We start from the raw sequence: 16,446 nt of genomic DNA on the forward strand, positions 1-16,446 counted from the left end.
GTCCCATCGGCTATAATCAGCCGTTCGTTGAATCTAGGTAAAACTTTCTTGCAAAGAGCTATGCAAAAAAAATTGTCTGTGTTGGTCGCCGCTGGCGTCCTCAGTCTGTCCGCCTGCAGCATCCTGCCGAAGTCAGGTGACGAGTCCAAAAACTGGACGGCGGAGAAATTATACGCTGAGGCACGCGATGAGATGAACGGCGGGTCCTATGAAGCGGCAATCAAGCTGTTCCAGCAGCTCGAATCGAATTACCCGTTCGGCACCTACGCCGCACAGGCGCAGATGGAAATCGCGTACGCGCATTACAAGGCCGGCGACCAGGCCGAAGCACTGGCCGCGGTCGAGCGCTTCATCAAGCTGCACCCGAACCATGCGCAGGTGGACTATATGTACTACCTGCGCGGCCTGATCAACTTCAACGACCAGCTCGGCTTCTTGAGCTTCATCTATTCGCAGGACCCGACCGAACGCGACCCGAAAGCGACGCGCGAAGCTTTCGCGGCCTTCAAGGCCCTGGTCGACAAGTTCCCGAACAGTAAATATGCGCCGGATTCGATCGCGCGCATGAACTACCTGGTCAACGCGATGGCGCAGTATGAAGTGCACGTGGCGAACTACTACTACCGCCGCGGCGCCTTCCTGGCCGCCCTGAACCGCGCCCAGCGCGCCGTGCAGGAATACACCGACGCCCCGGCCCGCGAGGAAGCGCTGTTCATCATGACGCGCGCCTACGACAAGCTCGGCATGCCGGTGCTGCGCGACGACGCCCAGCGCGTGCTGGTGATGAACTACCCGAACAGCCGCTTCCTCGACCCGAACGCCCGCGGCGAAGCGCCGTGGTGGCAGTTCTGGTCGAAGGCCGGCCCCAAGCCGGCGCCGAAGGACGCGACCCGGTAAGCGATGTGCAGGGGGCGCTGCGCCCCCTGCCCTTACCCTTCCAGCCGGCGGCGGAACACCCAGGTGTGCTCGCTGGAGGCCGCCGCATCGAAGGCATAGCCGTCGGCGTCGAAATCCCTGAGCCGCTCGGGTTCCGTGATGCCCTGCTGCGCCGCGTGGCGCGCCATCATGCCGCGGGCGCGCTTGGCGAAGAACGAAATGATCTTGTACTTGCCGTTCTTCCAGTCTTCGAACACCGGCGTGATGACCGGCACGTCCAGCAGCTTCGGCTTGACCGCCTTGAAATACTCTTCCGACGCCAGGTTGACCAGGGCCGTGGCCCCGGTGGCATGCAGCTGCGCTTCCAGCGCCCGCGTCACCGACTCGCCCCAGAACGCATACAGGTTGCTGCCGCGCGGGTTCTTCAGGCGCGTACCCATTTCCAGGCGGTAGGGATGCATGCGGTCCAGCGGACGCAGCAGGCCGTACAGGCCCGACAGGATGCGCAGGTGGCGCTGCGCATAGGCGATGGCGTCCGGGCCGAGCGTGCAGGCGTCGAGGCCGGCATACACGTCGCCATTGAAGGACATGATCGCCTGGCGCGCCTCGCCGTGGTCCGCGCTCCAGTGCGCATAGCGCGATACATTGAGCATGGCGAGCGGATCGGACAGGTCCATCAGCTCGGCGATCTGGCCAGGTGAATAGGCGCGCAGCACCTTGATCAGCTCGGCCGCGTGCGGGATGAAATCCGGGGTGCTATGTGCGTTGGTGGTGCTGGGGGAATCGAGATCGAGGGATTTGGCGGGCGACAGGACAATCAGCATCGGTTCAAACAGCTTTTGCGATTAAACAACAGGAAATAGTTTCACATGATAGCCGCTTCTGCCGACACGCCGGCGAAACCCATCGTCATCGACACCAATGTCTGTCTCGACCTGTTCGTGTTCCGCGACCCGCGCTGGGCGCCCCTGCTGGCGGCGCTGGAATCGGGCGAGGTGCAGGCGGTGACGCGCGCCGACTGCCGCGACGAATACCTGGCCGTGCTGAACTACCCGCACCTGCCGCTCGACCAGGACACGCGTCTCGAGGCCCTTGCCCGCTTCGACGCCCTGCTGCGGGTAGTCGCCCCGGATGCGAAGCATGTGCGCCTGCCCGTCTGCACCGACCGCGACGACCAGAAATTCCTGGAAATCGCACGCGACGCCGAGGCGCAAGTGCTGGTCACCAAGGACAAGGCCCTGCTCAAGCTGGGCCGGCGCACCGCCCGCGAAGGCCTGTTCAAAATCATGGTGCCTGAAGCATGGCTCAAGGCCTGGGCCGCGAACGCGCTAGAATGACAGGACCATTGCCTTTTCCACCACGACCATGAGCATTCCCGCACTGCGCACCCGCCTGCCCGCCGTCGGCACCACCGTCTTCACCCGGATGTCGCAACTCGCCGCCGAACACGGCGCCGTCAACCTGGGCCAGGGCTTCCCCGATTTCGGCTGCGACCCCAGGCTGGTCGATCTCGTGGATGAGGCCATGCGCGCCGGCCACAACCAGTACCCCATGATGAGCGGCGTGCCGGCCCTGCGCAGCGCCATCGCCGCCAAGATCGCCGCGCTGTACGGCCGCGGCTACGACGCCGCCGCCGAGATCACGGTGACCGCCGGCGCCTCGCAGGCGATCCAGTCCGCCATCCTGTGCAGCGTGCATCCGGGCGACGAGGTGATCGTCATCGAGCCGGCCTACGACTGCTACCTGCCCGCCATCGCGCTGGCGGGCGGCGTACCCAGGCCGGTGGCGATGCGGGTGGACGAAACGGGATACCGCGTGCCATGGGACGACGTGGCCTCCGCCGTGACGGCGCGGACCCGCATGATCATCGTGAATTCGCCGCACAACCCGACCGGCTCGATCCTGCGCGCTGCCGACCTGGAAGCGCTGGCGGCGATCGTGGACGGCACCGAGGTGCTGATCCTGTCCGACGAAGTCTACGAGCACATGGTGTTCGACGGCGAGCAGCACGCTTCGGTGGCGCGCCACCCGGTGCTGGCCGATCGCGCCTTCGTGGTGTCGAGCTTCGGCAAGACCTACCACGTCACCGGCTGGAAGGTGGGCTACGTGGCCGCTCCGGCCCCGCTCATGGTGGAATTCCGCAAGGTCCACCAGTACAACGTGTTCACGGTGAACACCCCGATGCAGCACGGGATCGCCGGCTACATGCAGGATGCGCGGCCCTACCTGGAACTGCCCGCCTTCTACCAGAAGAAGCGCGACCTGTTCCGCGCGGGCCTGGCCGGCTCGCGCTTCGAGCTGCTCCCGGCCGACGGCACCTATTTCCAGTGCGTGCGCTATGGGGCGATATCGAAGCTGCCGGAAGCCGAGTTCGCGGCCTGGCTGACGGTGGAAGCCAGGGTGGCGGCGATTCCCGTGTCCGCCTTCTACAGCCGGCCGACGGAATCGGGCATCGTGCGCTTCTGTTTCGCCAAGAAGGACGAGACGCTGGCAAAGGCGCTCGAGAGCCTGCGCCGCCTGTAATCGAGGCAGGCGGCCAAGCCGCCCCGCACCTCAGGGTGCGAGCCCTTTCAGCTTGCGCTCCACGAAAGCTTGCAGCGGTGCCGACAGGACCCCGCTGTCGCGCGCCTTGCGGAAGGCGCTCGCCGCTTCCGGATTGCGCTTCTCGGCCTGCAGCGAGATGCCCAGCCCCATCCACCACACCCCGTTCTGCGGCGCCGTGCGCAAGGCCGCCTGGAAGTGCTCGACCGCCTCGCGATGGCGCTCTTCGCGCGCCAGCGCGCCGGCCAGGAAGGCGTGGTATTCGCCGTCGCCGGCCGCATAGGGCAGTGTGCGCAGCAGCGTGTCGATGCCCGGGCTGCCGCGTTCGATCTGCAGGCGCGCCATCAGCATGGCCATGGCCGGCTGCTTCGGATCGAGCGCCAGTGCGGCCCCCAGCTGGCGCAAGGCTTCGTCCGGACGCCTGGCTTCGATCAGCAGCGACACCAGGGTCTGGCGCGCCGCCTCATGGCGCGGATCGGCCTTCAGTGCCGCCTGCAAGCCGGCGATGGCTTCAAGGACCCGTCCGTCTTCCAGGCTGGCGAGTGCGCGGCGATAGGTGTTCTCGGCGCGCTGGGCGGGCGTCTCCACCCGGCCGCCCTTCGGCGCGGATCCCTTGGTCGCGGACGGCGCCGCCGCGGCGCCGGCAGTCGAGCCGGACGGCTTGCTCACCTTTGCCTTCGGCGCGGCGCCGGGCTTGACGGCTTCCCGGGCGGGCCGGGCCGCGGCGCGCCCGGCCTGTTCGTCGGCTAGGGGCGCTGTAGGGTTGTCGGGCTGCATGACCGGCACGGAAACCGCTGCGGCAGCTGCCTGCGCCGGTGCAGGAAGGGGGGCCTCTTCCTGGCGCGGCGGCACCGGAATCTCGATCGCGACGACCGGCGGCGGCTTGGCAGCCGCAGCCGGCGCCGGTGCACTTGCCGGCGCCGGCGCCGGGGTCTCTTGCGCCACCTGGACCGGGGCCGGCGCCTGGCCGAGCAGGCGCCAGCCGGCGAAGCCGGCCGCCGTCAGCACCAGCACGGCGCCGGCCGCGATCGCCACGCGCTTCCATGGCAAGCCCGGTTGCGGCGGCGGCACCGGCCGGATGTCGGAGGGCAGCGGCGCCGCGCCGGGCTTGCCGGCGCGCGCGTCAAGGTCCTGCAGCATCCGGTTGATCAGGCTCATTGGGTCGCGCTCAAGGTAACAAGGCCCATGCCAGGCCGGCGCCGGCCGCGAACACCGCGGCGCCGCCCGCCAGCCAGGCCCGGATAGTGCGCTGCACGCCAATCGTGTCACGCGCCGCGGTCGCTACATGGCTGCCGGCGACCTGCTGCTTGCCCTGCCCGTAGCTGAGCATCATCGCCTTGTGCGCCATGATGTTGACCAGGCGCGGCACCCCGCCGCTGGCGCGGTACAGCGCGCGGATCGCGGCGCGTGTGAACAGGCGCGCGCCGCCGAAGCCCGCCACCCGCAGCCGATGCGCGACGTAGTACTCGAGATCGTCGCGGCTGAGCCCCCCCAGGTGGTAATGGAAGGTGATGCGCTGGGCCAGCTGGCGGATCGATTCCAGTTCCAGCTTGCGGTTCAGTTCGGGCTGGCCGAACAGGACGATCTGCAGCAGCTTGCGCTTTTCCGTCTCGAGGTTGGTCAACAGGCGCAGCGCTTCCAGGCTCTCCACGGGAATCGCCTGCGCTTCGTCCAGGCACAGCACGACGCGCAGGTCCTGGGCTGCCAGCTCGAGCAGCCGCTGGTTGATCGCCTTGAGCAGGCGGTGCTCGTCGACATCCCGGTCGAGCGCGATTTCCAGCTCGTCGGCCAGCGCCAGCATCAGGGTGCGCGGCTCCAGGTAGGGGTTCGGGATGTAGGCGGTTACGAAGCCCTCGCCCAGGGTGGCCATGAACTTGCGGCACAGGAGGGTCTTGCCGGTGCCGACTTCCCCCGTGATCTTGATGAAGCCTTCGCCGCCGCGCGCCGCCACCAGCAGGGTATTGAGCGCTTCCTGCGAACCCGCGCTGCCGAAATAGAAGCTGGTGTCCGGGGTGATCCCGAACGGCAGCTCGCGCAGGCCGAAGTGGGCCGCGTACATTACTCGCGCTCCCGGGTGCGCGGGTCGAGGGCTTCGATGCGGCGGGTCGCGTCGAGCAAATCCTGGCTCCAGTCGTTGGCGCCGTCGACGATGGTCGGCTTGATCAGCACCACCAGTTCGCGCTTCTGGTTGACGCGGTTCTTGTTGCGGAACAGCGCACCCAGCACTGGCACCTTGTCCGCGCCCGGCAGCTGGTCGACGTCGCCGCTCGACACCTGGCGCATCAGGCCGCCGATGGCGACCACCTGGCCGCTCTGGCCACGCACAAAACTGTCCAGCTCAGAGGTCGAGGACGCCGCCAGCGGCAGGGTCAGGGAGCCGGCCGCGCCCAGGTCGACGTTCTTGGTGACAGTGGTCACCTGGCTCACCGAGGGGTGTACGTGCAGCAGGATGTTGCCCTTGTCGTCGATCTGCGGGGTCACGTCCAGCACCACGCCCGAGAAGAAGGGCTGCAGCGTCACGCTCGGCGTATTCGTGACGCCGCTGTCGTTGCTGTTGATGGTATTGGTGACGCCGGTGACGAAGAACTCGTCGGTGCCGATCTTGAGCACGGCCTTCTGGTTGTTCATGGCCGCCACGCGCGGGCTGGACAGCACGTGGACCTGGCCCTGCGACTCCAGGAAGGAAATCAGGGCCGCGAAATTATTCGTCTGGAAGGCGAAGCCGAACAGCGAACCGGCCGCGGTGGCGGCGTTCGACAGCGAGAAGCCGGTGCTGGCCGCCAGGCCCTTGCCGTTGTTGATGACGGCCGGCTGGCCACCGGTGTAGGGCAGCGGCGCCAGGTTGGCGCCCGGCGCGATCATCCCGCCGGACACGCGGTTCGGATGCGAGCTCTTGACCGATGCGAACGAGGCCCAGTTGATGCCGCTCTGGAAGCTGTCGTTCAGTTCCACTTCGAGGATCTTGGCTTCCAGGATCACCTGGCGGTCGACCGCGAGCTGGGTCGCCTTCAGGTAGGCGTCCACGCTGCGCAGTTCTTCCGGCATCGCGCGCACCACCAGCACGCCCGACTGCGGGCTGATCACCACGCTGCGCCCGCCCTCCTTCGAGCCGACGATCGCTTCCAGCGCGGCCTTCAGTTCGCCCCAGAAGTCGTTGTCCGAAGTGGTCCGGATGTCGGTGCTGTCGAGCTGGCCGTTGCCGTTCGCACCCGAGGTCGATCCGTCGTTCCCGGTGTTCTGGCGGTTGCCCGTGCCCGGGGTGTTGCGGTTGCCGCCACCGTTGGCGTCCCGGCCGGCATCCGACACCGAGGTCGAGGTCACGCGCAGGTTCGAGCTGCCCTGCCGCCTGGCGGTCAGGTAGTTCACCTGGAACATCCGGGTCTGCATGGTGAGCGGCCGGATCGTGATGCGGGTGCCCTCGATCTTGTAGTCGTAGCCGTACATCTCGCGGATCGCCTCGAGCGTTTCCGCGATGGTCACGTCCTTCAGGTTGGCGCTGATGCTGCCGCTGACGTCCGGATGGACCAGCATGTTGTAGCGCGTCCCGGCCACGATCGAGCGGAAGAATTGCTGTGCCGGCACGTTGCTGAACGCGACATTGAAGCGCTCTTCGAGAGCCGGCCTGGCCTTGGGCAGTTGATTGGCGAGCGTGCTTGCCGGCGGCAGCAGCGCCTCGGCGACGGCGTCGTCCACTGCCGGCGCCTGCGCGGGCCGGGCCTGGGCCTTGGCCATCTCCTTGCCGATCGCATCGTAGGTCTCGTGCTGGGGCGCGCTCTGGCAGCCGGCCAGGAACACCGGCAGGACCAGCAGTGCAGCGCGCGCCGTCGAAAAGCGTGGTTTCATCGTGCTCCGGGTCGTGTTGGTCATTGGACCGCCGGGGTCATGCCGGCGAGCGGCGCGAGCGGGTTCTCAAGCCGCAGCACCTGGCGCTCGCGGCCGCGCACCAGTTCGACCTGTGTCTCGGTCATGCGCGCCACGCGCGCGCCGCGGAAGCTGTCGCCCAGGCGCACAGTCTCGCCATCGATCACGGCCACGTGGCGCCCGCCCGCGCGCGGCGAGATCAGTACCGACTGCAGGCGCGGCGCGCCGTCGGCTGCGGCAGCGCCCTCGGGTCGGCTGGCGTCGAAGGCAGCCGGCGGGCGGGTCGGGTCGGCGAGGCTCTGCGCGGCGGCCGGGGCGCCCGCCAGGGCGGATGCCAGCAGCACCGCAAGCATCGTCGGGCTCACGGTCAGGGCCGGGGTCGGGGTCGGGGTCTTCACAGCTTCATCCATTTGCGGTCCAGACTCAAGGTATAGAGGGTGAGCGTCAGGCGCGACGCCGGGTAGGCTTCCACGTCGAGCTGCGCCCTGCCCCAGAATAGCCGGGTCGGCATCGCTTCGAGCGCGCTCATGTAATCGACCATGTCGAGATAATTGCCGCGCACGGTAACTTCGACGCCGTGGCGGTATAGCATGTCGGGGGCCCTGGACGGGCCGGCTGCCGCTGCCTCGGTGGCGCCGGCCGCGGCCGGCGCGACGGCTTGCGCGGCAAACGAGGCGATCGCGGCGCCCGGTGCGAGCGGTCGCGCAGACTGGTCCGCCGCGGCGGCAAGCGCCGGCGCCGGCGCAGCGGCGGGCGCGGAGCCTGCGCCCAGCGCCGTCATCGACTCGACCGGCAGCGTGCGCATCGACACCAGCTTCAGGCGCGCATTCGCACGCAGGAGCGTGTCGACCAGCGGCGCCATGCGTTCGGGCGGCACCAGGCCGTGTTCCATCGCCAGCAAGGAATCGCCCAGCGCGGCGGTCTCCTGAAGGATGGCTTCCAGCTTCTGGCGCGCCGGCGCATCCGGGTCGACCTGGTAGGCCGTTACCGTCGCGGCGATCTCGCCATCCATGCCGACCAGGTTGGCCTGCTGCTGGGCGATCTGCGCGCGCAGGGCCGCATGCTCGCGGTGGATCGGGTCCAGCACCAGGTTTTGCCCGGCGAAGACGATCACCGTGGCGCTGGCCGCGAACAGCATGGCGCGCTCGCGCAGGGTGAGCGCGTCGACGCGCGCCAGCAGGGCCAGCAAGGGCTGAACATTCGCCTTCATTTGCGCGGCTCCTCGGGGACCGATTGCAGGCTGAACTCGACCCAGGGCGCCTGCTCGGCCTTGCCGTCGGCGCCGTTCACTGCAGGCGGCTGGCTGATCGACAGGCTGGCGAAGGACTTGCCCTGCATGAGCGGCTCGTGCGTGAGGCGCGTCAGGTAGCCTGGCACCGTGGCAGGGTCGAGCGTGCGCCCGCGGATGCCGATGTCCCTGCCGCCCCCGGACACGGATACGCCGGTCAGCCACAGTCCCGGGGCGCTCTGGCGCGCCAGGGCCTTGAAGTAGCCGGCATAGCCGGCCGTGTCGCCCAGTTCGCCGCGCTCGATCACGCGCGAGATGTTGCGCAGCGCCGCCAACTGGGCCTGGGCCTCGGCGATCTGGGCGTCGATGTCCTTGTTCTTCTGGCGCGGCGCGAATTCGATGCCGACGCTCGCCAGGCGCGCCTGCTTTTCCTTGAGGCGGGCCGCGCCAGCGTCGGCCTGCGCCTGCAGGCCCCCCGTCTGCGCCCCGCCGTAGCCGGCCAGCGCTGCCAGCCCGGCCACCATCACCAGCAGGGAGATGGCGATCGTGGCCGCGGACAGAATCTTCTTCTGCGGCTCGAACTGCGGGTTGAACAGGTTGATCTGCTGGCTCATGCCGCCGCCTCCGTGCGCAGTGCGGCGCCGAGCGCAATGAAGAAGCGCTGCTGCACGGCGGCGTCGAGCAGTTCGGGCGTGCGCCCGAGGTCGAGCACCTTGGCCAGGTCGAGCGTCTCCACCGGCGTGTACAGGTTGCTCGACAGGTAATCGTCCAGGCCGCTCACGGCCGAGGGACCGAGCACGAGCTTGGCGATGCTGATGAAGGAATACTGGCGCTCGAAGTTGTCCAGCGAACGCTGCAGTTCCAGCGTAATGCGGTCGAAGCTCGCATGCTTGCGTTCATGGTCCGGTTCCAGCAGCTGGTCGAGCGTGACGTCGATCCGGCGCGACAAGTAAAGCTCGCCACGATAGGTCACGGTCAGCAGTCCGCCTTCGTGGCTGAACGAAAGCATGGACACGCCGCGGCTTTCGGGCGCGATCAAGGCCGACAGATTACGCTGGGCCATTTCCGGAATATCGATCACGCTGAGCCCGACCTTCGCATCGCGGAACAGCTGCTGGCGCGGCTGGACGGCGCTGTTGCGCGCCGCCACCACGAACACCGACTGCTGGGCGCGCGCCTGGCTGGCGTCGACCGGGATTTCGAGCACGTCGATGGTGGCCTGGTCCACGGGAAAATCGAGGATGTCCTTCAGGCGCCAGCGCACGGCGGTCTTCATTTCCTCGCGCGGCACGTTCGGCGCCTCGAGGTTGATCAGCTGGTATTCCCCGGGCGCGAGCAGGGTTACGCAGCGGTAGGCAGCGGCTTGCCCTTCGCGCGCGGCCTTTTCCAATGCGGCGGCATCCGGGCGGCCCGGCAAGAAATGCGCGAAGCGCACGAAGGGCATGCCCTCCGTGACCGGCTTGATGCTGGTAACGATCACCCCGTCTTCAAGCACGGAAATGGTCAACCAGCCATCTTTCTTCTTGTTTCTTTTATAAAAACGCATGCAGGCGGAAGGTGATCCCGAAATGGTTTCGGTGCGGCAAAGACTTGATTATATTCAAGCTTTGCCGGAAGGGATCACAAAAACGCGGCTTGCCCCGAAATCGTTACGTTTTTTGGGCTGCGATGCCACGTTTTCTTATCAATACGTCTCGCGCAGGTAGATGACCGGGCTCTTGAACTGCCCGAAAGTGACCCGACCCTTCGTGCTCGGCAGGTATTCTTCGCCGTTGACGAACAGGTCGACATTCCCGGTGCGGTCGCCCACGGGCGCCAGGATCAGGTTGGCCCTGCCCCCTTTCAGCATGGGCAGCACCACCTCGTCGGTGCCGGTATTGGCGCCAGCCACCTTGACGATGCTCATGTCGCACGCCCCGTTCGTGCCCAGCTTGTCGCGCAGGCTGCGGCGGCAGTCGGTGAACTCGATCGTTCCCGTCACCGGCTCGGTCTGTTCGGCGAGGCTGTTCGCGTCCCATGCGCTGCCCGTCCAGTATTGCGCGATCAGGGGCACCGGCGTCTTGGCCAGCGGCGTGCCGATCGTGTTGGCGACCATCAGGCGGCCGTTGACCACCATGATGCCGCCCTCGGCGGACGGGATGCCTTCAGGGCGCAGCGAACTGATGGTAACCGCGGCGGCGCCCGACGAACCCATCCGCAACTCGGGCGCCGTCGCGCGCAGGTAGACGGCAGTGGGCGCCGTCCATTTCTGGTCGGCCTTGCCCTTGGCGTCATAGGCATTGGGAAGCTGGTAGCGAAGCTGGCGCTCGGTGGCGGTGGAAGCGGCGCCACCGACGGCCAAGGGAATGTCGAGCGGCTTGCCTGTCTCGCCGGCGGCGCTGACGGCGACCAGGGTGATGGGCGGCACCAGTAGCGGGCTGGTGGACGGCACCGGCGGGTTGACAAAGCGCTGCACGGGCCCATTGCGTCCCCGGGCGCTGACAATCCCGCCGAATTCCTGTTTCGAATAGATGGCGCGGGAAATCACCTGCGCGGCCAGGGTCGGGCAGCCCATGCGGCGGAGGCAGCCGAAGCCGCCATCCGTATCGGTCTTGAAATAGGCCGGATAGAAGCGGCCGACGGTTACTTGCGGCGTGGTCAGGATGATGGGCCTGCCCAAGGGGTCGGTGCTGCCCAGGTAGCCGGTCAGCCTGGTCGAAAGTGTTGCCGTGCCGACCTCGTTCCAGGCAAAGGTCCGCACCGCCGCCTTGTCCGATCCCCAGTCGGTTTGGGCCTGCAGCAGCGTCTGCTCGAGTTCGCCCCCATGGGCCAGGACTGCCAGCCTGTCGGCCGGCGCGAATTTGCCGCTTTCACGGCCGAAATTCGGCAGCGTTATCTTGTCGACCCCGTAGGCCGTCACCGTGACCAGGAAGGGCTCGCCCGCCTCGGCGAATGCCCCCTGCGCAAGGGTCGTCGTGCCCGGGTTGGCGACACCATCGCCCCGCTTGTACGTCGCCTCCAGGCTGGTCGGCAGCGAGTTGAAGGTGGCCTTGACGACGTTCCCGACGCTGTCGCGCAGCCGCAGCGCGACCCTGCCCACGTCCGGGTAGTGAAACTCGAACGGCTTCGACACCTCGTTCGCCGCGAATTCCAGCTTGATCCCCTGGCCGTTCGCCGGGCTTGCTGCCGTCTCGTTCGCGACGCAGGCCTGGAGATTCAGGCCGGCATAGCGGGCCTCGGTGTTTGCCGTGTCCGTCGGGTTGATGCATTCCAGGCTGAATCGCAGGTCCACGCTCGTCTTGACGGTTGTGCTGAACGGCTTGGCCGCACCACTTGCCGTTCGGGTGATGTAGATCGTCGGCTTGCTGCCGGCCATCACCGGCCCCGTGAACAGGGCGCAGCCCGTGCCCGAGGATTTGACCGTTTCACCTGCAGTGCAGGGTCCAGTCGTGAACATGAACGGATCGCGGTTGGACGGCAGCTTGCCGGTGTCGCCCTCGACCGTCGAACGGTCGTTGCCCGGCACGCTGTCGGCCGTACCAAGCACTTCACCGGTGTTGGTGACCTTGCCGTCGGTGGTGATCCTGGTCTTGATGACGACGCTGGCGCTGGCGCCGGGCAGCAGCGGCTTGCCGTACTTGCAGACGACCGTCTGCTCGGCATAGGTGCAGGTCCAGTCGGCGCCAACGGCCGATACATAGGTCAACAGGCCAGAGAGCGTATCCCTGACTTCCACCTTGGAGTCGGCACGCGCGCCCTGGTTGGTGACGGCCAGCATGTAGGTGATCTCGTTGCCGAGCACGAACTGGCCGGACTGGGTTTTCGTAATGGCCAGGTCCGCCGCCTTCGAGGGGATGGCGACGATGGCGGCGCCGAGCAGCACCCGGTCGGACGCGGTGGTGAACACCGCCCTGGCCTCGGCGGGCGTCGTGGGTGGAGCGGCGAGGTCGACGATGTCGAAGTCGAGGCTACCCGAGGCGTCGTCGGCCCCGGCGCTGCTCTTCGAGTTGAAGGCATTGTCCTTCAGGACATAGGTTTCACTGCGCAGCAGCTCGCCAGCGAAGCTGACATGGTCGCCCTTCTGCTGGCCAGTCTTGTCGCCTTCCCAGACGATGTAGCCAAAGCGGCCGGCGCCGGTGTTTTCGGCAGACGGGATGTAATCCGGCATCGGCACCGTCACGCTGCTGTTCTTGATGGCCTGCAGGCCTTCGTAGACGTTCACAGTGCGGTAGCGCTCGCCCCCGTGGGCATAGACCACGGCCAGCGCGAAGCCGGCCACCATGCTGTTCTCCTTCTGCTTTTTCGAACAGTAGGTATCCGAGGTGTCTACCGTCAGTCCGCCGAAGGTGAAGCTGGTCTTGCCCTGCACCTGTGCGGTGACGTCGGCGGCGGCAGCGAAGTAGGTGAAGCCGTCGATCGTCGAACTGTAGCGGCGCTCGCCCGGCGCGCTGACCGCGGCGCCGTTGAGCAGCACCTCGCCATCGACCGCGCCGGTGCCGGCCCAGTACAGGATGGCCGAGACCACGCTGGCATTGGCCGGCAGCGCAATGCTGCCCTGCGCACTGCCGAGCAGGTCGCACACCTTGGCGCCGCCCGCCTTGCTCTGCAGGCTGGCCTGGGTGCCCGTGAAGTTGATGTTGCCTTCGAAAGACTTGGACAGGGCGAGCGACGCCGCCGCCGACGGAGCGCTCGATGCAACGCCGACCATGGCGCACAGGGCGATGCTTCCGGTCTTGCGCTTGAAGGTGCGGATGAAGTCTGGCAGCGTTCTCATATCTCTACCTCGAGCCTGCGTTGAACATATTCTGGATGATTGATCGCCTGCCGGCCGCAGGCGCCGTCGACCGGCTGGTTGCAGGCAATCGCGCTGATGCGCCAGCGCATGACCGGATCGCCGTCGACTGTCTTCAGGTCGTCGATGGCCAGGCACTCCACGGTGACGCGGAAGCTTCCCAGCACGCTGGTGGCGGGAAAGCCGAATGAGCTGCCGTCCTCCACACAGCGCCCCTGGCGCAGCTGTTCGTACAGCCCCCACTCGATGCCGGCGCGCGCCGCCTGGTAGGCCTTGGCGCCGTCGAGATCGAGGTTGCTGCTTTCCTGCTGCGCGGTGAACAGGGTGACCGAGGCGGCGCCGAGGCCGGCCAGCACCACCAGCAGGAAGATCGCGGTGACCAGGCCGACCCCGGCCTGGCGGCCGCGGCGCGCTTGACGATGGACGGGCTTCATGGCGTGTTGTCCACGTGGACCTGGCTCACCAGGCGAATCAGCGTGCCGGGGTCATTCGCCAGCCGCAGTGCGAGATTCAGGATCACCAGGCCGCTGCGCCGGGTGGCGTCGCTGCCGTGGCGGAAGATCTGGGCGCAGTCGTCCAGGTTGGAGGCGATGACGGCGCGCCGCGGCGTACCCTGCGGCGGCACGCTGTGGGTGGCGTCGATCTTGTAGTCCCAGTAGCGCACCAGCTCGTTGCTGCCGTTCTTGAGCGGCTCGCAGGCATAGGACACGGGGCCTGTCACGACCTGGAAGCGGTCGCTCGGCGAGCGCATCGGCGTGACCTGGCCGGCGAAGGGATTGGTTGCCATCGTGATGATCGGGTTGTTGGGCGAGGTGTAGTCCACCGAATCGACCAGCGCGATATTGGTTCCCGCCGCGCCTCCGGAAAACTGGTAGGCATTGGACTCGGTATCCTCCGCCGGACAGTCCTTGCCGCAGACGTTGTAGATGACGATGAAGTCGCCGGGTTCGATGCGCCGCATGGTGCCGCCCACCGCAGTGAAACTGAGCTTGGTCGGATCGTCGAAATCGAGGATCGGAAAATTGTCCACATCGTCGTCGAGGGTGAGATAGCGCCCACCGGTCTTGGTGAGCAGGAACTCGACGGTGCTGCCGTCGTCGCTGACGCGCACGCTGTTGGGCAGCGACAGGCGCAGGTCGCGCGCCATGCGGCGCATCGCCAGGTCGGCCTCGTCGGTCGCGGCGGCGCGCGCGGCGGTATCGACATAGCCCTGCACGGGGGCGCGGATGAAGACGGCGACGATGGCTCCGATGATGCCGATGATGACGATCACCAGGACCGTCTCGATCAGCGTGAAGCCGCGTGCGCGCCGCGCGGTCGTCGCGTGCGGGGACGTCATAGGAAATTCGGCGCGTAGCGCGTGCGGTAGCCGTCGAGGGTCACGGATTCACCGTCATAGCGCACCTGGACGCGGATCCGCAGCACATCGACGTCGGCCGAAGCCGGATCGGCGACGGCGATGCCGCCGATCGATTCGGGGGTGATGCTCACGGTGGCCGTGTAGCCGTCGACGTTCATGGGTTCGCCGTTGGCGTCCAGCAGCGTGCCGCCTGCGTTATTGAACGTGGCGACGGCAGTGTCGGCCGCGGCCGCGTAGTCGTTGATGTTGTCGAAGGGACGCGTGCCGCCCGGCTCGGGTCCCCAGTTCTCGGGGATGTCGCAGTCTCCGCTGCCCGTCACATCGTCGTCGCCCGCCTTCTCGGCGGTGGGGTCGCACCAGGTGAAACGCGCCAGCTGGACTTCCTCCAGCAGGCCTTCCGCGATCATCAAGGCCTGCTTGCGGCGCAGCGGCTCGGCACTGCCCTTGGTGGTGAGGTTGAGCACCCCGATGATGCCGGCCAGCGCCACGCCGACGATCATGATGAACATGATCAGCTCGATCAGGGTGACACCGGCCTGGCGCCCGCCTTGCCCCTTGCCTGGCGTCTTACTGAACATAGCCGGTTTCCTGGTTCACGGACACCGTCTGGGTGTCGCCCCCGCTCGCGATGCTCAGGGTGAGTCCTTCGAACTTGCCGTTCGAGACCTCCGGCCGGCCCAGGGCGTCAAAGCTGAATTCGGTCAGGGCCGCCGATTGCGAGACCTGTATGCCTTCGGGGACGCCGAGGCAGAACCAGTGCTCGTCCTGGCAGTGGGTTTCGGACGCATCGCCGCCGACACCCACTCCGCCGGGTACGGCGACACGGTTGTCAGGAGCGCAGTTGCCCTTCGGCGCGTCGTAGCACAAGGCAATGCGGTTGTCGTCGAGCTGGACGAAGACGGGTGTATTGCGCGCGATGGCCGCTTTCTGGGCGTAGCGCAACAGCGCCCGGGTCTGGTCGGCAAAGCTGGCGGCGTCGAAGCCGCCACGATCGAAGAAGCGGCTTGCCGCGACGGTGGCCAGGATACCGACAAGGACCATCACGATGATCAGCTCGACCATCGTAAAGCCGCGCGGGGGAGCTTGATTTCGGACGCGGGATCGGTTCACGTTCCCGGCGCCAGGCGCGGCCTGCATGCGTCCCGGCCGGGTGAGAACGTAGCGACAAAGAGTGGTCATGTCGACTTCGGAAATGAACAGGCCCGCCACGGTTGCGGCGGGCCGGCAGCGCTGACGCCTAGCTTATTCGCACTTGCTGAGGAATTCGGCGATCGCCGGAGCCCTGCCAGCAGCCGTCGCGCTGGTGAAGGTGATGTGACAGGTGCTCACGAGGGTAGTATCGCCTGCAATGCCCAGCGGATAAACCTTCAGGACAGACGGGTTAGTACCGGTCACTTCCAGCTTGTAATCCTTGTCGCTCAATCCCGCGGCTTCAGCCAACAACAGGCTGCCGGTAGGATAGCCGTTGACGTGAGGGACAGCGGTACCCTCGATATCGATCGCGGTCGTGCTGGGTTTGAGCAGGTACTTGGCATGAACCATTGACGAAGCTGCGCCCAGCGCGCCTTTTGCGCCTTTCATGCTGGAGATACGCGCGTCGCCGCTTAAGCTCGCGAACTTCGGGAGGGCGGTAGCTGCCAGGATGCCCAGGATCACGATCACGACAATGAGCTCAATCAGGGTAAAACCACCCTGGGCGCTCTTGTTCGAATACTTGTTCATGTTGTTTCTCCGTAAAATGTTGCGGAACTGATCCGCGGTCTGAATGTACTGAGCCTCGGATCGTTTCATCGATCACTGATGCATCAC

At 66.8% G+C, this 16,446-nt stretch carries 17 protein-coding genes; 3 read left to right on the forward strand and 14 right to left on the reverse strand.

The annotated features are described in order from the left end of the window. Positions 1-60 precede the first annotated feature (60 nt). Entirely contained in the window at positions 61-897 is an 837-nt protein-coding gene (locus AC56KL_RS04630) for an outer membrane protein assembly factor BamD (RefSeq protein WP_497178989.1), read from the forward strand. A 32-nt stretch (positions 898-929) separates the two neighbouring features. Here AC56KL_RS04630 and yaaA read toward each other — a convergent pair whose 3' ends face one another. After that, positions 930-1,700 (reverse strand): peroxide stress protein YaaA, encoded by a 771-nt coding sequence (yaaA, locus tag AC56KL_RS04635; protein ID WP_497178990.1) that lies wholly within the window; start codon positions 1,698-1,700, stop codon positions 930-932. 45 nt (positions 1,701-1,745) lie between these two features. On the opposite strand from yaaA, the gene AC56KL_RS04640 reads away from it, so the two are divergent. Together AC56KL_RS04640 and AC56KL_RS04645 are read left to right on the forward strand one after the other, a co-directional pair. After that, the gene (locus tag AC56KL_RS04640) at positions 1,746-2,213 is read left to right on the forward strand and encodes a putative toxin-antitoxin system toxin component, PIN family (RefSeq protein WP_497178991.1); all 468 of its coding nucleotides are present in this window, start codon (positions 1,746-1,748) and stop codon (positions 2,211-2,213) included. 28 nt (positions 2,214-2,241) lie between these two features. Further along, a complete protein-coding gene (locus AC56KL_RS04645) occupies positions 2,242-3,399 on the forward strand; it encodes a pyridoxal phosphate-dependent aminotransferase (RefSeq protein WP_497178992.1) in 1,158 nt (385 codons plus the stop codon). A 30-nt stretch (positions 3,400-3,429) separates the two neighbouring features. On the opposite strand, the gene AC56KL_RS04650 is transcribed toward AC56KL_RS04645, so the two are convergent. The 13 genes from AC56KL_RS04650 to AC56KL_RS04710 all read right to left on the reverse strand — a co-directional run bounded on the left by AC56KL_RS04650 (position 3,430) and on the right by AC56KL_RS04710 (position 16,359). Continuing rightward, the gene (locus AC56KL_RS04650; RefSeq protein WP_497178993.1) at positions 3,430-4,575 is read right to left on the reverse strand and encodes a tetratricopeptide repeat protein; all 1,146 of its coding nucleotides are present in this window, start codon (positions 4,573-4,575) and stop codon (positions 3,430-3,432) included. A 10-nt stretch (positions 4,576-4,585) separates the two neighbouring features. After that, complete coding sequence (locus AC56KL_RS04655) at positions 4,586-5,476, reverse strand: ExeA family protein (RefSeq protein ID WP_497178994.1); 891 nt, start codon at positions 5,474-5,476, stop codon at positions 4,586-4,588. Then, entirely contained in the window at positions 5,476-7,260 is a 1,785-nt protein-coding gene (gene mshL, locus AC56KL_RS04660; protein ID WP_497178995.1) for a pilus (MSHA type) biogenesis protein MshL, read from the reverse strand. The genes AC56KL_RS04655 and mshL overlap by 1 nt, the downstream gene beginning before the upstream one ends. A gap of 20 nt (positions 7,261-7,280) precedes the next feature. Beyond that, positions 7,281-7,688 carry a hypothetical protein gene (locus AC56KL_RS04665; RefSeq protein WP_497178996.1) on the reverse strand — a complete coding sequence of 136 codons (408 nt, stop codon included), beginning with the start codon at positions 7,686-7,688 and terminating at the stop codon, positions 7,281-7,283. Further along, complete coding sequence (locus tag AC56KL_RS04670; RefSeq protein WP_497178997.1) at positions 7,673-8,488, reverse strand: type II secretion system protein M; 816 nt, start codon at positions 8,486-8,488, stop codon at positions 7,673-7,675. The genes AC56KL_RS04665 and AC56KL_RS04670 overlap by 16 nt, the downstream gene beginning before the upstream one ends. Further along, positions 8,485-9,120: a PilN domain-containing protein gene (locus AC56KL_RS04675; RefSeq protein ID WP_497178998.1), complete on the reverse strand. Its 636-nt coding sequence runs from the start codon at positions 9,118-9,120 to the stop codon at positions 8,485-8,487. The genes AC56KL_RS04670 and AC56KL_RS04675 overlap by 4 nt, the downstream gene beginning before the upstream one ends. After that, complete coding sequence (pilM, locus tag AC56KL_RS04680) at positions 9,117-10,013, reverse strand: type IV pilus biogenesis protein PilM (protein WP_497178999.1); 897 nt, start codon at positions 10,011-10,013, stop codon at positions 9,117-9,119. Before pilM ends, AC56KL_RS04675 begins: the two co-directional genes overlap by 4 nt. A gap of 177 nt (positions 10,014-10,190) precedes the next feature. Next, the gene (locus AC56KL_RS04685) at positions 10,191-13,259 is read right to left on the reverse strand and encodes a DUF6701 domain-containing protein (RefSeq protein WP_497179000.1); all 3,069 of its coding nucleotides are present in this window, start codon (positions 13,257-13,259) and stop codon (positions 10,191-10,193) included. Further along, complete coding sequence (locus AC56KL_RS04690; RefSeq protein WP_497179001.1) at positions 13,256-13,711, reverse strand: pilus assembly PilX family protein; 456 nt, start codon at positions 13,709-13,711, stop codon at positions 13,256-13,258. Before AC56KL_RS04690 ends, AC56KL_RS04685 begins: the two co-directional genes overlap by 4 nt. Continuing rightward, on the reverse strand, positions 13,708-14,616 hold the full coding sequence (locus AC56KL_RS04695) for a prepilin-type N-terminal cleavage/methylation domain-containing protein (RefSeq protein WP_497179002.1): 909 nt from the start codon (positions 14,614-14,616) through the stop codon (positions 13,708-13,710). Before AC56KL_RS04695 ends, AC56KL_RS04690 begins: the two co-directional genes overlap by 4 nt. Continuing rightward, complete coding sequence (locus AC56KL_RS04700; RefSeq protein ID WP_497179003.1) at positions 14,613-15,215, reverse strand: type IV pilus modification PilV family protein; 603 nt, start codon at positions 15,213-15,215, stop codon at positions 14,613-14,615. The genes AC56KL_RS04695 and AC56KL_RS04700 overlap by 4 nt, the downstream gene beginning before the upstream one ends. Then, entirely contained in the window at positions 15,205-15,816 is a 612-nt protein-coding gene (locus AC56KL_RS04705; protein ID WP_497179004.1) for a GspH/FimT family pseudopilin, read from the reverse strand. The genes AC56KL_RS04700 and AC56KL_RS04705 overlap by 11 nt, the downstream gene beginning before the upstream one ends. 63 nt (positions 15,817-15,879) lie before the next feature. Next, on the reverse strand, positions 15,880-16,359 hold the full coding sequence (locus AC56KL_RS04710; RefSeq protein ID WP_497179005.1) for a type II secretion system protein: 480 nt from the start codon (positions 16,357-16,359) through the stop codon (positions 15,880-15,882). Positions 16,360-16,446: the final 87 nt, after the last annotated feature.

The organism is Telluria sp. ZB4P34, from assembly GCF_059686055.1.

Coding starts and splice junctions, on each gene's coding strand:
- AC56KL_RS04630 (WP_497178989.1), top strand. CDS start 61: ATGCAAAAAAAATTGTCTGTGTTGGTCGCCGCTGGCGTCCTCAGTCTG.
- yaaA (WP_497178990.1), bottom strand. CDS start 1,700: ATGCTGATTGTCCTGTCGCCCGCCAAATCCCTCGATCTCGATTCCCCC.
- AC56KL_RS04640 (WP_497178991.1), top strand. CDS start 1,746: ATGATAGCCGCTTCTGCCGACACGCCGGCGAAACCCATCGTCATCGAC.
- AC56KL_RS04645 (WP_497178992.1), top strand. CDS start 2,242: ATGAGCATTCCCGCACTGCGCACCCGCCTGCCCGCCGTCGGCACCACC.
- AC56KL_RS04650 (WP_497178993.1), bottom strand. CDS start 4,575: ATGAGCCTGATCAACCGGATGCTGCAGGACCTTGACGCGCGCGCCGGC.
- AC56KL_RS04655 (WP_497178994.1), bottom strand. CDS start 5,476: ATGTACGCGGCCCACTTCGGCCTGCGCGAGCTGCCGTTCGGGATCACC.
- mshL (WP_497178995.1), bottom strand. CDS start 7,260: ATGAAACCACGCTTTTCGACGGCGCGCGCTGCACTGCTGGTCCTGCCG.
- AC56KL_RS04665 (WP_497178996.1), bottom strand. CDS start 7,688: ATGGATGAAGCTGTGAAGACCCCGACCCCGACCCCGGCCCTGACCGTG.
- AC56KL_RS04670 (WP_497178997.1), bottom strand. CDS start 8,488: ATGAAGGCGAATGTTCAGCCCTTGCTGGCCCTGCTGGCGCGCGTCGAC.
- AC56KL_RS04675 (WP_497178998.1), bottom strand. CDS start 9,120: ATGAGCCAGCAGATCAACCTGTTCAACCCGCAGTTCGAGCCGCAGAAG.
- AC56KL_RS04685 (WP_497179000.1), bottom strand. CDS start 13,259: ATGAGAACGCTGCCAGACTTCATCCGCACCTTCAAGCGCAAGACCGGA.
- AC56KL_RS04690 (WP_497179001.1), bottom strand. CDS start 13,711: ATGAAGCCCGTCCATCGTCAAGCGCGCCGCGGCCGCCAGGCCGGGGTC.
- AC56KL_RS04695 (WP_497179002.1), bottom strand. CDS start 14,616: ATGACGTCCCCGCACGCGACGACCGCGCGGCGCGCACGCGGCTTCACG.
- AC56KL_RS04700 (WP_497179003.1), bottom strand. CDS start 15,215: ATGTTCAGTAAGACGCCAGGCAAGGGGCAAGGCGGGCGCCAGGCCGGT.
- AC56KL_RS04705 (WP_497179004.1), bottom strand. CDS start 15,816: ATGACCACTCTTTGTCGCTACGTTCTCACCCGGCCGGGACGCATGCAG.
- AC56KL_RS04710 (WP_497179005.1), bottom strand. CDS start 16,359: ATGAACAAGTATTCGAACAAGAGCGCCCAGGGTGGTTTTACCCTGATT.